The sequence below is a fragment of the Colwellia sp. BRX8-9 genome, from assembly GCF_014077245.1.
Taxonomy (GTDB): domain Bacteria; phylum Pseudomonadota; class Gammaproteobacteria; order Enterobacterales; family Alteromonadaceae; genus Colwellia_A.
The window spans coordinates 44,194-60,544 of the sequence record NZ_JACGVN010000007.1; the positions used below are offsets into that span (position 1 = coordinate 44,194).

At 39.7% G+C, this 16,351-nt stretch carries 8 protein-coding genes and 1 tRNA gene; 6 read left to right on the plus strand and 3 right to left on the minus strand.

Translation table 11 applies throughout. The features are described from left to right. The first annotated feature begins 54 nt into the window (after positions 1-54). The gene (locus tag H4J70_RS07610; RefSeq protein WP_182250834.1) at positions 55-285 is read left to right on the plus strand and encodes a hypothetical protein; all 231 of its coding nucleotides are present in this window, start codon (positions 55-57) and stop codon (positions 283-285) included. A 291-nt stretch (positions 286-576) separates the two neighbouring features. Here H4J70_RS07610 and H4J70_RS07615 read toward each other — a convergent pair whose 3' ends face one another. Further along, positions 577-2,874, minus strand: coding sequence for an EAL domain-containing protein (locus H4J70_RS07615; protein ID WP_310740319.1), 2,298 nt, complete (start codon positions 2,872-2,874; stop codon positions 577-579). A 772-nt stretch (positions 2,875-3,646) separates the two neighbouring features. Beyond that, positions 3,647-3,737: transfer RNA gene (locus H4J70_RS07620), tRNA-Ser, on the minus strand. 303 nt (positions 3,738-4,040) lie between these two features. Between H4J70_RS07620 and H4J70_RS07625 the strand changes: the two genes are divergently transcribed. After that, the gene (locus tag H4J70_RS07625) at positions 4,041-5,492 is read left to right on the plus strand and encodes an MFS transporter (RefSeq protein WP_182217415.1); all 1,452 of its coding nucleotides are present in this window, start codon (positions 4,041-4,043) and stop codon (positions 5,490-5,492) included. 83 nt (positions 5,493-5,575) lie between these two features. On the opposite strand, the gene H4J70_RS07630 is transcribed toward H4J70_RS07625, so the two are convergent. Beyond that, complete coding sequence (locus H4J70_RS07630) at positions 5,576-6,607, minus strand: LacI family DNA-binding transcriptional regulator (protein ID WP_182250835.1); 1,032 nt, start codon at positions 6,605-6,607, stop codon at positions 5,576-5,578. Between the two features lie 438 nt (positions 6,608-7,045). Here H4J70_RS07630 and H4J70_RS07635 point away from each other — a divergent pair, with 438 nt between their 5' ends. The 4 genes from H4J70_RS07635 (at position 7,046) to malQ (ending at position 16,310) form a co-directional block, all read left to right on the plus strand. Then, positions 7,046-9,550: a glycogen/starch/alpha-glucan phosphorylase gene (locus H4J70_RS07635; RefSeq protein WP_182217411.1), complete on the plus strand. Its 2,505-nt coding sequence runs from the start codon at positions 7,046-7,048 to the stop codon at positions 9,548-9,550. Positions 9,551-9,582: 32 nt separating this feature from the next. After that, complete coding sequence (gene glgB, locus H4J70_RS07640) at positions 9,583-11,871, plus strand: 1,4-alpha-glucan branching protein GlgB (protein WP_182250836.1); 2,289 nt, start codon at positions 9,583-9,585, stop codon at positions 11,869-11,871. Further along, the gene (gene glgX, locus H4J70_RS07645; RefSeq protein ID WP_070376836.1) at positions 11,871-14,024 is read left to right on the plus strand and encodes a glycogen debranching protein GlgX; all 2,154 of its coding nucleotides are present in this window, start codon (positions 11,871-11,873) and stop codon (positions 14,022-14,024) included. Before glgB ends, glgX begins: the two co-directional genes overlap by 1 nt. A 105-nt stretch (positions 14,025-14,129) precedes the next feature. After that, positions 14,130-16,310: a 4-alpha-glucanotransferase gene (gene malQ / locus H4J70_RS07650; protein ID WP_182250837.1), complete on the plus strand. Its 2,181-nt coding sequence runs from the start codon at positions 14,130-14,132 to the stop codon at positions 16,308-16,310. Positions 16,311-16,351 lie beyond the last annotated feature (41 nt).

Sequence of the window (16,351 nt, forward strand, 5' to 3'; positions counted from 1 at the left end):
AATAAATGATTAGTCTAATGAACTGAAGTCGGCCACCTCAACATTTTTGGCTTTATGAAAGCTCGACATACTGCGGTTGTAGAAATCAATAAAGCGCTGGCACTACAGCAAGTGGTGCAATACAAATGTCACCGGCCCGAAATAACTCTATTGTATCAACTTGTTAATCAGTATTTTTCGGTATTTGAAGAAGCACTTACCGAGCAAGATAAACGCTTACCAAAATACGTTGTTCGAGAGTTTGATAATTTTTTGTGTTATGGCCGTCTCCGAGCATGGCTTTAAGCGTGTGGTATGCGGAGATTGCTAACATTAGAAACTGGTTGCCTTACTTTATTCACTGATCCCGTATTCTGACAACAAAGAATGGAAGTCAACGTGCCTGTCTAGCGCTTTTTTGTCGATTTACCGGATAAAATTGATACCTAACACTATCAAATTATAACTTTCTCATCCATTAACCTGTTTCAACAGTTGATTCAATGACCCTCTGTATAGCGAGCGTTCCAAAGATCAATTTTGAGACTGATTTCAGGATCAAAAAAGTAAAATACGTACATAGAATGAGAACAATATCTATGACTTTCTAACTAACCCCTCAAACTCATCAATATGAACAGGTTTACTAAATAAATAACCTTGAAAGTGAGAGCAACCAATAGTAAGTAAAACTTGTCTCTGCTCTTCTGTTTCAACGCCTTCAACAACGACATTTATATCTAGGCTGTGTGCCATTGCAATAATTGTGCGAACAATCACTTGATCATGAATATCAGTGGCAATATCCCGTACAAATGATTGGTCAATTTTTAGTTGATAAATTCCTAACTTTTTTAAATATTGTAAAGATGAATAGCCCGTCCCAAAGTCATCCAATGAGATTTTAATGCCAATTTCCTTCAAAGTGTTGATGGTTGAGACGAAGTTTTCAATGCTCTCTACCAACATACTCTCGGTCAATTCCAGTTTTAGCTTTGTCGGATTAATGCCGTAACGTCGAACTGTTGCGATTACTTGCGCCGCAAAATCTGTTTGAAAAAATTGTTTAGCGCTTACATTGACTGATAAGGTGAGGTAACGTGTCAGCTCATCTTTATCCCATCGATTTAATTGTGCACAAGCAGTTTCTAGTACCCATTGCCCAATAGTAATAATGAGTCCTGTATCTTCTGCTACCGGAATAAAGCTCAAAGGAGAAATCAAGCCACGTTTAGGATGCGGCCAACGAATTAAGGCTTCAGCTCCAAAGGGGCGACCTATGTGATCAACTTGTATTTGATAATGTAATTGGAATTGCTGTTGTTCAATAGCTACGCGTAGCTCATTTTCAATATCAACACGAGCAGTAATTTTATCTTGCATGACTGAGTTAAAGAAGGTGATGGCATTGCGCCCTTTGCCCTTCGATTGGTACATGGCAATATCTGCTTGTTTTAGTAGTTCCTTTGACTTAAGTTCATGCCCCATAAACAATGTAGCTCCTATACTAGAGGAGCTCTGGTAGAAATGAGTATTAAGTTGATAGGGTTTGCTCAGTGTGAAGGCTATTTTTTCAATGATATTGTTAGTTTCAGCGGCGGCTTCGATTGCACTATCGCTTAGGTTTTCGAGTATGATGACAAACTCGTCACCGCCTATGCGAGCAATAGTATCTTTTGTATATAAACACGCAATTAGTCGTTCTGCCACCTGTTTCAGTAACAAATCACCCATATCATGTCCTAGCGTATCATTCAGATTTTTGAAGTGATCTAAGTCGATACACAATACTGCGCCACGTTGTCCACTTTCCGCACTGGCGGTTAATGCTTGTTCAAGCCGATCAAGAAGCAGACTGCGGTTAGGTAAATGCGTCAACACATCATAATAAGCTAGGCTTATAATTTTATCAGCAGAGGTTTTAATCAGAGTGATATCGGTCAATGTTTCCACATAGTTAGTAACAATGCCCTGAGCATCTTTAACTGCCGTAATGGTGATATATTCTGGATAAATTTCACCATTTTTGCGCGTATTGTATATTTCACCTTGCCACGCACCGGTATTGTTGATGCTATCCCACATAGTAATGAAAAAACCTGCACTTTGTTTTTCTGAACTAAGAACGCTTGGCTTTTGGCCAATAACGTCTTCATTGCTATAACCAGTGATAGATGCAAAGGCGCTGTTCACGCGAATAATACGGTTGCTAGCATCAGTGATTAACATACCTTCTTGGGATTCAAAGACTGTAGCGGCAATCATCAGTTCTTTATTAGCGATAACTAGTTCGGCGGCCCGCTTTTCTTTCTCTTTATTTTGAAAATTTAGTTCTTCATTAGCGATAATCAGTTCAGCGGCTCGTTTTTCTTTCTCTTCATTTTGAAAATTTAGTTCTTCATTAGCGATAATCAGTTCGGCGGCCCGCTTTTCTTTCTCTTCATTTTGAAAGATCAGTTCTTTATTGGCAATAACCAGTTCGGTGGCTCGCTTTTCTTTCTCTTTATTTTGAAAATTTAGTTCTTCATTAGCAATAACCAGTTCGGTGGCTCGCTTTTCTTTCTCTTCATTTTGAAAATTTAGTTCTTCATTAGCAATAACCAGTTCGGCGGCTCGCTTTTCTTTCTCTTCATTTTGAAAATTTAGTTCTTCATTAGCAATAACCAGTTCGGCGGCTCGTTTTTCTTTCTCTTCATTTTGAAAATTTAGTTCTTCATTAGCGATAATCAGTTCGGCGGCTCGCTTTTCTTTCTCTTTATTTTGAAAGATCAGTTCTTTATTAGCGATAACCAGTTCGGCGGCCCGTTTATCTTTCTCTTCATTTTGAAAGATCAGTTCTTTATTGGCGATAATCAGTTCGGCGGGCCACTTTTCTTTTTCGCTTGTTTTAATCACTTGTTTTAATCACTTTTTTTAATCACTTTAGCCTCTTTAATTACTTTAGTCCATGGCAAGATTATTATAAATTTAACTTATAGAACATGGCCTGGTCAGGCCGTTTTATATTCAATAGGGGAAATAGATCTTTAATCAAAGTTTAGTTCCCCTCTGTTGCCAAAGTGAACAATAGGTATTCATCAATATTAATTTTTGGGCATGGCGAATATGTGCGAAAGCTAGCGTTCTGAGACGGGCCTGATTAGCATGAATAAGCTTGAAGCGGAGGTTAGGATTCACAAGTTGCTAACTTAACCTGTGCGCCTTGAATTCAAATGGTTAATCTAAGTATTGCTGATAGATTCTTATATTTCTAACTTTTCAAAAGCAAAAGGCCCGTTACTTTCGTAACGGGCTTTTCTTTGTTTGGCGGTGAGAGTAGATTTGAGCTCTACTGGAAGGTTAGTGCTATAAACCCTTTCTTATGATTTCTAGTTTTTAAAAAGCAAAAAACCCGTCAATCTTTCGATTAACGGGCTTATCTTAATTTGCCGGTGAAAGTGGATTTGAACTCTACTCGAAGGTTTAGTGCTATAAACCTTATTTATAATTTCTAACTATCAAAAAGCAAAAAACCGCTAATCTTTCGATTAGCGGTTTTTCTTTGTTTGGCGGTGAAATAGAGATTTGAACTCTACTCAAGGTTTAGTGCTATAAACCCTTATTTAAAATTTCTAACTATCAAAAAGCAAAAAACCGCTAATCTTTCGATTAGCGGTTTTTCTTTGTTTGGCGGTGAGATAGAGATTTGAACTCTAGAAGGGCTATAAACCCTTGCTGGTTTTCAAGACCAGTGCTTTCGACCACTCAGCCATCTCACCTGAATGTCTTAAAACAATTGCTTGCTTCAAGACGGGGCAGATATTAAGACCTGCAATAGCATTTGTAAAGCACTAATTTTACTATTTCTTCTTTATGTTCGATAAATCAGCAAGTGTGCGAAAAAAACAGCTATTTAGCGATAATTTACCATTATTGACGATTTACACAAAAACTTTACCTGTATTTAAATAATAATATTACCTGTTTATATCATGCTGAATACGTATGTAATTTGTTGTGTCAGTTTTTTGGTTGTGATTATATAACTTCATCGTGTGTTACTCTCATAAGAAAAATAATAAATGAAAAACAAACCTCAACTCAGTTTTTGGCAAATATGGAATGTTAGCTTCGGCTTTTTGGGCGTTCAATTTGGCTTTGCTTTACAAAACGCTAATGTCAGTCGAATACTTTCAGACTTGGGTGCTGATCTGCACTCTTTATCTTTATTTTGGTTGCTCGCTCCTATTATGGGCTTACTTATCCAGCCTCTCGTCGGCGCAGCGTCAGATAGAACATGGAATAAGTTTGGTCGCCGTAACCCCTATATATTAATCGGTGCCATATGCGCAACTGTCGGTATGTTATTAATGCCAAACGCGCCGTTATTTGTCTCTGTTATCACACCAATGATTTTTGGTGCAATGATGTTAGCGGTTATGGACGCATCTTTTAATATCGCTTTTCAACCTTTTAGAGCGCTAGTGTCTGATATGGTGCCCGATAATCAAATGAACAAGGGTTATGCTATCCAAGCCTTTTTGATTAATATTGGTGCCGTTATCGGCTCTATATTGCCATTTGTTCTTACAAATGTTGTTGGTTTAGAGAACACCTCACAGCAAGGTAGTATTGCTCCATCTGTTGTTTGGGCATTTTATATCGGCGCCACGGTTTTATTAGGTTCGGTGTTATGGACGGTTTTTAAAACTAAAGAATATTCACCTAAAGAATATTATGAGTTCAAAGGAATGGATGCTGAACAGGTTGCCAAAGAACAAGCCATTGAAAAGTCGTTAATTGAAAAACTAACTGACTTCGTTGGCCTAATGAAATCTATGCCCGAGGTAATGAAGCGTTTAGCACTCGTACAGTTTTTCTCTTGGTTTTCTCTATTCATTATGTGGGTTTATACCATGCCGGCCATTGCTCAACAGGTTTGGGGCATAGATGTAAAGTGGTTTGACCCTACCTATATTAGCTCTGTTGGTGGTATTCCCAATGATATCGCTGCGGCAAAAGGCGCAGCTGGTGACTGGGTAGGTATTTTGTTTGCAGCGTATTCTTTGTTTGCGGCCTTTTTCTCAATTGTGCTGGCCAAGCTTGCCAATACCTTCGGCCGAAAAGCGGTTTACTCGTTTTCCTTACTCGCCGGTGGCTTAGGTTATTTAAGCTTTATGTTTATCAATAACCCTGAACCAACTTTAGTCAATTTATTGATCACTGAAATCACGGTGCCACAAGGCGCGGTTACTTTATTTATTCCTATGATAGGTGTAGGTATTGCTTGGGCTGCTATTTTAGCAATGCCATACTCAATACTTGCTGGTGCATTACCTGCCAACAAAACCGGTGTATACATGGGGATTTTTAACTTTACCATTGCCGCGCCACAAATTATCTCAGGAATTTTTGCTGGCTGGATATTAAATTCAGTTTTTGAAAACCAGGCAATAAATATTATTATCTTAGCGGGTGTCTCTATGGTACTTGGTGCTGTATCCGTTTATTTTGTCAAAGAAAAAAGCGAGTAACCTCTACTCGCTTTTGTTTGTAGGTTAGGGCTCTACCTAAAATTTGTTAGTGAAAAACTAACCTACATAAACACTATAAAACATCAATTGCCACTGCCACAAGATTGACGAACCACAAGTGTGGTTGCCATCAACTCTGTTTTTGCTTCTTCGCCATTCACTAGTGCTAAAAGCTTTTCTACTAATAACTCCCCTGCTAACATCGTATCTTGTTTAGCTGTAGTTAAGGTCGGAAAAGTAAAACTAGCAACCGGAATATCATCAAAACCAAACACGGCTATATCTTCGGGTACGCGCATATTGTGTTCTTGCAAAGCGCGCATCGCACCCACGGCAATTAAATCACTGGCCGCCATAATGGCATCAAAACTTTCACCACCCTTGATAAGATTTAATGCAGCGTTATGGCCAGATTCTTCGGTAGAAATCGCGTCAAATTGAAGTTGGGTATTAACGACTAAGTCGTGATCAGTTTGCGCTTTACAATGACCTAAATAACGATCTAAAAATTCAGGAGAGCCCGTTGAAACTCCGCCTAAAAAAGCAAATTTTTTGCGGTTATTTTTAATGACATGTTCGGTGAGTTGATACCCACCTTGGAAGTTATCGCAACCGACAGAGACAACATCGAGCTCTTTTACTTCAGCCCCCCAACGAACAAAATGGGTTTCTTGCTCTATTAACTGAACAAGCTTTTCTTCGTAATCGGTGTAGTCACCATAACCCAACAATATTATCCCGTCAGCTTTACGGGTATCTTCAAAGTCAGCATGCCAATCGTGGCTCATTTGCTGAAAAGAGACTAATAAATCATAGCCCTTATTACCACAAGCTCGGGTAATGCTGCCTAACATTGACATAAAAAAAGGATTGATTAATGAGTCATCGTTGGTTGGGTCTTCAAACAATAGCAAGGCAATGGTGCCACTACGTTGAGTACGTAAACTGCTGGCGTTTTTATCTACTTTGTAATTAAGTTCTTTGGCAATGGCTTGAACACGTAGCCGTGTTTCTTCATTTACTAACGGACTATTACGTAGTGCTCTTGAAACTGTTGACTGAGAAACGCCCGCACGATAAGCAATATCAAACGAAGTATTTTTAGCTTTAACCATTAAATTAACCAATAACTTATTAATAAATATACTACTTAGATACTAACTTAGCCCCCTAGCCTTGTATACCTTATTAAGAGTAAAGCAAAAAATTACTCAGCTGATAAACGCCGACTTCCATCAAATTTTAATGGTAGCGAGTAAGTCATCACCCTGAACTTTTCATCAAGCGCCAATAATCATCAAAAATGCATACGTATGCATGGCAAATAGTGCATAAATCCATCATGCATACGTATGTAGTTTATTGCTCTAATTTCTAACATCGGCATAATTTAATCATCACGTTATTTATTGTGGAAAGAATTCGTACAACTGATGCAAATAAAAAATAAGGATGAATAAAGTCCTATATATACGCCACAGATTTTAAATAAACAGGAAATAAATCAAAACGTCAGCAACGAACAAGACGGTTTTTGATGATAAAAATTTATTATGATAAATAAAAAAATAAAAAGTAGCACAGCTGATATTACCGCCACAGACTTAAAAAAACGCATTCAGCACCATTTGAACAGTACCTTAGGTGATCGCGTTATTTGTGAAGATGCCTACAAAAACACACCACAAAACAAGCAGGCTTATTGGCAAGCGACATCAATGGCGCTTAATGAAATTATTATTGATAAACTGCAAGCAAGTAAGGTTCAACAAGCAAAATCAGCGACTAAAAGTATTAACTACCTGTCACTTGAATATTTGATGGGGCGACTACTTTCTAACAACTTACATAATTTAGATTTATATAAAAATACCGAAAAGGCCCTTAAATCACTTGGTTTTGATTTAGCCGATTTATGTGAAGAAGGGGCTGATTTAGCCCTAGGTAATGGTGGATTAGGCCGTTTAGCCGCATGTTTTCTTGATTCATTAGCGACACTTGATTACAACGCTATGGGTTACGGCATTCATTACCAACATGGTTTATTCAAACAAAGTTTTAAAGACGGACACCAAATAGAACAGCCTGATATGTGGCGTGAGTTTGGTAGTCCTTGGGAAATTTGCCGTCCTGAATCTACCCAGCTTATTCCCGTTTATGGTTATGTTGAACAACAAGCACAAGCCGACGGTAGTTTAACATCGGTTTGGCGTGCAGGAAAAATGCTCAAAGGAGTTCCTTGGGATATTCCTATCGTTGGCTATAACTCGTCAACCGTAAATGCTTTACGCTTATGGGAATGTCGCGCAGACTCTGCCTTTGACTGGGATACCCTTAATCAGGGTGACTATCTACAAGCGCACCACGATCAAGTCAATGCTGAAACAGTATCTAAAGTTCTTTATCCTAATGACGAACACGATGCGGGTAATGAATTACGCTTTATTCAACAGTACTTTTTCTGTGCTTGTTCAATTAAAGACATTATTAGTCGTTATCAACTGCAATTTGGTCCACTTACCCAAGGAAGTAGTACAAACTTTGCTGAAAAAGTAGCGATCCAACTCAACGATACCCACCCTACCATTGCCATTTTAGAGTTAATGCGCGTATTACTTGATGAGTATGACTTCTCATGGCAAAACGCCTGGCAATTAGCCGGTAAAGTATTTTCTTATACTAACCATACCCTGTTACCTGAAGCGTTAGAAAAATGGTCTGTTTCATTATTTGAACGTGTACTACCACGCCATTTAACTATTTTATATCGTATCAACGAAGCATTTTTGAATGATGAAGTGAATGCGATGTGGCCAAACAACGAGGCAATGCGCGCTCGCCTTTCAATTATTGAAGAAGGTGAACAACGTAAAGTCCGTATGGCACATTTATGTGTCATTACTTCACATAAAGTTAACGGTGTTGCTCAAATCCATTCAGACTTAGTAAAAAAAGATCTATTCCCAGAATTCAACCAACTTTGGCCAGAGAAATTAACCAATGTAACTAATGGTATTACCCCAAGACGTTGGTTGAAATCATGTAACCCATTACTGTCTGAATTACTGTCAAAGCACGTTGACGATGACTGGGCTAAAAACTTAAACAGCTTATCTTCATTATCAACCCTTGCTGATAATGCCAGTTTCCAAAAGAAATTCATGGCAATTAAACATCAAAACAAAGTGGCATTAACCACTGAAATTAAAACCTTAACCGGTATAGATGTCAGCCCAGAGGCCATTTTTGATGTCCAAATTAAACGACTTCATGAATACAAACGCCAGCACCTTAATTTATTGCATATCTTAGCGCTATACCGCCGTTTATTGGCTGATCCTGACTTACCTATGCAACCACGCGTATTTATCTTTGGTGCAAAAGCAGCGCCGGGCTATCAGTTAGCCAAAGAAATTATTTACGCAACCAATAAAATTGCTGAAAAAATCAATAATGACACCCGCATTCAAGACAAATTAAAAGTGGTGTTTTTACCTAACTATCGGGTCAGTTTAGCCGAAAAAATAATTCCGGCAGCCGATGTTTCAGAGCAAATATCAACAGCAGGTAAAGAAGCCTCTGGTACTGGCAATATGAAGCTCGCCCTCAACGGTGCCGTAACCATTGGGACTTTAGATGGCGCAAACATTGAAATAGCTGAAGAAGTTGGCGACGACAATATTTTCATCTTTGGCTTAACCGTTGATGAAGTTAAAGCCCTAGATAACAAAGGCTACAACCCTTATCACTTTTATGAAACGAATAATGAAATCAAAGCCTGTTTAGACTGGTTAGACACGGACTACTTTACGCCAGGCCATATGGGAGAATTATCTTCGATTAAACAAAGTTTCCTTGAAGGTGGCGATCCGTACAAAGTGCTGGCTGATTTTGAAAGCTACAGTGACGCTCAACAAGACTTAGGTGTCGCTTATCAAGACAAAAAACGTTGGGCAAAAATGGCCATTTTAAATACGGCGTTGATGGGTAAATTTAATTCTGATCGCTCGATTGAAGACTATGTGAAAAACATTTGGTTTTTAACACCGAGCGCTTAAGCATTAATTATTAAGAAAACTGAGGAAAATATATGAGTTTATCTGTAAATGACATCAAAGCTTTAGTCAGCGCTTGCCATAAGACACCTTACGAGGTTTTAGGGTTAAATGCTGACCAAAACACTCGTTATTTACGGATCACTTGCTATTTTCCTCACCTTAACGATATTGACGCTGTTGAGATAATGGCCTTAGCCCCTAATAAAAAATCAGCGCAACTTAATAGTCATGAACAGATAAAATCATTAGGTAAATTGGTGAAAGTTCATCACAGTGGACTTTACTCACTTAAGCTACGTCGTAAAAAATTATTCACTTATAAACTCAAGCTGACCTCTGCAAACGCATCATGGATAATTGACGATCCCTATCAGTTTTCAGCTACCTTAGGGGAGCTTGATATTTACTTGCTGCAACAAGGTAATCATCAAAAACCTTACGAGAAATTAGGCGCTCATCTGCAAAATAAAACCCTTAATGGCCAAAAAATTCAGGGTGTTTCGTTTGCTGTTTGGGCACCTAATGCCAGTCATGTTTCTTTGCTTGGTGACTTTAATCACTGGGATGAACGTAGCCATGCCATGCAAAATATCACCTTGGGCGATGTCGCTAGTGGCTATTGGAATATATTTATCCCACAAGCGTCAGTTGGGCAACAATATAAGTATGCGATTAAAGACAAAAACGGTAACACGTTACCATTTAAAGCCGACCCTTATGGCAACCAAGCCCAATATCGACCTGACACAGCGTCAATTATCAGTGCAAAAGACAATTATCTTTGGCAAGACCAAGATTGGTTAGACAAACGTGAAAAACGTAACAGTAGAAACGCTGCAATTTCAATTTACGAAGTCCATTTAGGCTCTTGGCGCCGAGATAAAAATAACGAATTTTTAAATTACCGTCAGATAGCTGATCAGCTTATTCCTTACACTTTATCAATGGGTTTTACCCATATTCAGCTAATGCCGGTCAGTGAATTTCCATTCGATGGTTCATGGGGATATCAACCGGTTGGCTTATTTGCACCAACAGCTCGGTTTGGTAATGAGGCTGACTTTCAGTATTTTGTTGATGCCTGTCATCAAGCCAATTTAGGCTTATTGATTGATTGGGTACCAGGACATTTTCCAAGTGATGATCACGGTTTAGCGACCTTCGATGGTACTCATCTTTTTGAGCATGAAGACCCCAGACAGGGATATCACCCCGACTGGAATACCCTTATTTATAATTACGAGCGTGTTGAAGTTGCCAATTTTTTGCGTGCAAGTGCCCTGCATTGGTTAGATAAATACCATGTTGATGGCATTCGCGTTGACGCAGTTGCCTCGATGCTTTATCTCGACTACAGCCGCAAAGAAAATGAATGGATCCCTAACATCCACGGAGGCAGAGAAAACTTAGCCGCTGTCGACTTTTTAAAACGCTTTAACGAAGAACTCTATCAACAATACCCTGGTACATTTTCTGTTGCCGAAGAGTCTACGTCATGGCCGGGTGTTTCTCGCGCGACCCATGATGGCGGTTTAGGCTTTGGTTATAAATGGAATATGGGCTGGATGAACGACAGTTTACAATACATGCAGCGTGAATCTGTGCATCGTTGCCATCACCATAACGAACTTAGCTTTAGCCTAGTTTATGCCTTTGATGAAAACTTTATTCTGCCACTTAGTCATGACGAAGTTGTTCATGGTAAAGGCTCTATTTTACAAAAGATGCCTGGCGATGATGCTTGGCAACAGTTTGCCAATATACGCGCTTATTACAGTTTTATGTGGGCACATCCCGGTAAAAAGCTACTATTTATGGGCTGTGAATTTGCCCAAGGTAAAGAATGGGATCATGACCACGAACTTGATTGGCATCAACTTGACGTTCACTGGCACTGTGGCGTACAGCGACTGATTAAAGCGTTAAATAAGGTTTATTGCAACACGCCAGCACTCTATGAAAAAGATTGCCAAAGCGAGGGTTTTAGTTGGTTAGATCATCAAAACAGCGAACAATCAATTTACAGCTTTATTCGTTTTGGCAATGACGCCCAAGAGAATGCGGTTGTCGTGGTATGTAACTTTACCTCACAAACCCATCATAACGTTAAGTTAGGGGTACCAAAATCGGGAGAGTACGTCGAATTACTTAACTCGGACGCTGAAATTTATGGCGGCAGTAACACCTTGAACCTAGGTATTTTACCGAGTGTTGAATTGGCCTGGCAAGGTCAGCAACACTATATAGACATTACTGTACCGCCGTTAGCGACAGCGATGTTTATCCTCAAAGATGTACGTTTACCACTTGAGGGTAAATAATGACAACTTGCGCAATTAACACTGCATACAAAGTAACTTCGGGGCGTTCGTATCCGATGGGTGCTTCACTGGCTAAAAGTGGTCTGGGCTGTAACTTTGCCCTATTTTCTGCACATGCAACAAAAGTAGAGCTTTGTCTATTTTCAGGTGACGGTAAATATGAACTACAGCGCATTGAATTACCAGAGTTTACCGATGATGTTTGGCATGGTTTCGTTGAAGGGATCGCAGAAGGTTGTTTATATGGCTACCGTGTTCATGGTCCTTTTGAACCTCATAATGGCCATCGTTTTAATGCTAATAAATTATTGTTAGACCCCTATGCTAAAAAATTGCACGGTAGCTTTATCCGCAGCGACCTTAATTTTAGTTATGATCTAAAAAGCACCCAAAAAGATTTAACCGTTGATAATCGAGATAATTCGGCGACTATGCCAAAGTGTGTGGTTGTTTCACCATTACTGTTTAGTCAAACGCATCCACAAGTTCGTCGCCGTGACACCATTCTTTATGAATTACATGTTAAAGGCTTTACCCAACAAAATCCCGATGTACCCATTGAGCTACGCGGAACATTCGCGGGTCTTGCTAATAAAAAGGTTTGCCAGTATTTAAAGTCTTTAGGGGTAACCAGTATTGAACTGCTACCCGTGCAACAGTTTATTAATGAGGACTTTGTCCAAGACAAAGGGTTAACTAATTACTGGGGCTATAACACCATTTCATTTTTTGTTCCGCACGCCGCTTACTGCCATTCAGGTGAGGTTGGCGAGTTTCGTTCTATGGTTGAAACTTACCATGAAGCAGGTATCGAAGTTATTCTTGATGTGGTTTATAACCATACGGCAGAAGGTGATGAACTTGGTCAAACGCTGAGCTTTAAAGGCATAGACAATGCTAGTTATTATCGTTTACACCCAGCAGACAAACGCTATTATGAGAATTTTTCAGGGTGCGGCAATACCATTAATGTGCAGCACCCTCGTGTTATTCAACTGATCACTGACAGCTTGCGCTACTGGGTAGAAATCATGGGCGTTGACGGTTTTCGTTTCGACTTAGCGCCAGTACTAGGGCGCGATGCACCTGATTTTAAAGCCAACAATCACTTTTTTACCAGTATAAGACAAGATCCTATCTTATCAAGAGTTAAACTTATTGCCGAACCTTGGGATGTCGGTCATGGCGGCTATCAACTAGGCCGTTTTCCCAATAGCTGGTTAGAGCTAAACGATCGTTTTCGTGACTCTTGTCGACGCTTCTGGCGAGGTGAACAAGGCTTAGTTGCAGAGTTTGCTAAACGTTTGCACGGCTCAAGTGACATTTTTGAACAGCCCAGTCGTCGACCTAGTGCCAGTGTTAATTTTATTACTTCACATGATGGTTTTACCTTAACCGATTTAGTGAGCTTCAATAACAAGCAAAACAAGGCGAACGGCGAACAAAACCATGACGGCCATAACAGTAACTTTAGTAATAATTTAGGGACTGAAGGGCCAACCGACAATTGTAGAATTAGTCTTTTACGCCGCCAGCAAAAACGCAATTTACTGACCACCCTCTTTATTGCTCAAGGCACGCCGATGTTACTCAGTGGCGATGAACTCAATAATAGCCAGCGCGGTAACAATAATGCTTACTGCCAAGATAATGAAATATCGTGGCTAGATTGGCAAAGCCCACAAGCACAGCAAGAATCAGATTTTGTTAAAAAATTAATTGCACTGCGAAAAGCACATCCGCTATTAAACAGAACACATTATCAACACGGTGTAAAAGTAAGTGAACATACCGGTTTAGCTGATATCAGTTGGTTAAATTGTCACGGTAAAGCGATGACTAAAGACAATTGGCATGATCAATCCATCAAGTGCTTTGCAATGATGTTAGCCAATACCGAACGCTCATCTACTCCTGAACATCAGCAAGACGATGCCCTACTGATTATTTTTAATGCTCATCAGCGCAGTATCAACTTCTTATTGCCAGTACTTAACGGTTACTGGCAAGTGCTCATTGATACCGCTGTTGATAATCAAGAATACAGCTACGCTGACAAAAAATCGCCAAAAAACATTAGACACCCCGCTATTACTATTGCTGAACATAGCTGTGTGGTATTGCGGTATTTACATAGCCCAAAAGACAAATAGCAATACGGTTCTGCGTTAAGTAGTTGAATCGTAGATAACAAAATCACCACAAGCATTGGCAAAAGTATTCCTTTAGCCACTCAAAAAGAATAGAGTATTAAACTTATGAATTTGATAGAAAAACTTGCCGACCTAGTTGGCTTTCACAGAAGTTACACTGATAGTTATGGGCACCAAGTTCCGGCAAACGAAAGTGCTAGGCATAGCCTACTTTGTGCTATGGGTTATGACCTGTCTAATAACCATACTATCAATAACAGTATTACCGCCTTACAAGAAGATAGCTGGCGTAAAATGTTGCCTGGTGTCCATATTGCTAAGCTTGAAGAACACAGTCACACTATTATTATTAGCCTACCGGTAGATGAAAGTTTAAAAGTTGCTTGGCAGATAACGACTGAGCAAAGCGAAATCTTAACGGGTGAAGTGTTGGTTAGCGAGTTAATTTTCCAAGAAAAAAATCAGCTTGCCGATAAAGAATATCGAAAGCTTGCCTTAACACTCCCTTTGTTATCGCAAGGTTATCATAAACTTAAGCTGAGTTATGGCCAACAAACAGCAAGTTGTCATTTGATTTTTGCGCCTAAAACTTGTTATAGCCCACAGGAAGCCTCACCAGAAAAAATGTGGGGATATGCTGCGCAGTTATATTCACTCAAAAGTGAAAGTAATTGGGGAATGGGCGATTTTGGTGATTTAAAAACACTGGTTAAAAATTCTGCCGAGCAAGGCGCTGCCGCCATAGGTTTAAATCCGTTGCATCCCTTGTATCAAAATAATCCCGCACATCGCAGCCCTTATTCCCCGACCAGCCGTTGTTTTCTCAATAGTTTGTATATTGATGTTACTCAGATACCTAACTTTTCCAGCTGTAAGGTCGCTCAACTTCGCTTTAACAGTGATGAATTTCAAGCAAAAGTTAACTTCGTCCGTAACACTGAACTTATCGATTACCCTGGCGTTGCTGATGTTAAATTTGAAATTATTGAATTACTCTTTGAAGACTTCATTCAAGCGAATAATGACCAGAATGTAAGCGCGACCTACCAAGAGTTCAGCGACTTTAAAGCCGAGCAAGGCGATGATTTATTACTGTTAACCACCTTTGACGCCTTATATGAGCATTTTAGAATGATTGATTCTAATGCTTATGGTTGGAAAATGTGGCCGAGTGAGTTTCAATCACCACATTCAGCACAAGTCGCTGCTTTTCAACAACAGCATGCTAAACGTCTTGATTACTTTGCCTTTTTGCAGTGGCTAGCTCATCGCCAGTTAACTGATGTCTCCGCATTAACAGAACAAACTGGTATGCCGATTGGTTTATATCTAGACCTTGCGGTTGGTTGTGACGGCTCGGGCGTTGATGTTTGGTCTGATAAAGATGTTTATGTGTCTGGTGCAGCGGTTGGTGCTCCACCCGATGCTATGAATACCTTAGGGCAAGATTGGGGGCTAACGCCGATTAACCCAGTAGCACTGCAGCAACAAGGATATTTACCCTTAATAAAAGCACTGCGCAGTAATATGCAATATGCAGGTGCTTTACGTATTGATCATATTTTAGGTTTAATGCGTCAATATTGGGTAGCGCCGGGCATGAAAGCCGATCAAGGTGTTTATATTACCTTTCCATTTAAAGATATATTGCGCATTATTGCCCTTGAATCTCGTCGTAACGACTGTGTGGTTATCGGCGAAGACTTAGGCACGGTGCCCGATGGCTTTAGTGAAATAATGGCCGCCGCAGGTTTACTATCATACAAGGTGCTATTTTTTGAGCGTTGGGAGTCGGGTTTATTTAAACGCCCGGAGTTGTATCCAGCCCAATCTATGGTAACAGTGTCAACACACGATTTACCTACCCTTACCGGTTGGTGGACTGGACGTGATTTACATTGGCGACAAGCATTGAATCTATATCCATCAGACGAAATGGGCCAACAAGAACGCCAAGCTCGTATACAAGACCGTAGCTTATTAGTTGCAGCCTTAGCAGACTTAGACGTTATCGATGTAACAAAAGCGCCGCAACAAAGTCCGGCAATAATCAATACTGAATTATCAATTGCCGTCCAGAAATATATGGCGAAAGCACACAGCCATATCCAACTTATTCCATTAGAAGACACCTTAGAGATTGTTGAACAAGTTAACATTCCCGGCACTATCGATGAACACCCTAACTGGCGTCAAAAATTACCGGTAACTATGACTGAATTTTGGCAAAAAGATTCTGTTAAATTGCTTGCACAAGCGATGCAAAAAGCCAGACCAAAAAGCTAATATTAGTCATAATGTCGATTTTAATGAACACAATAATGGAT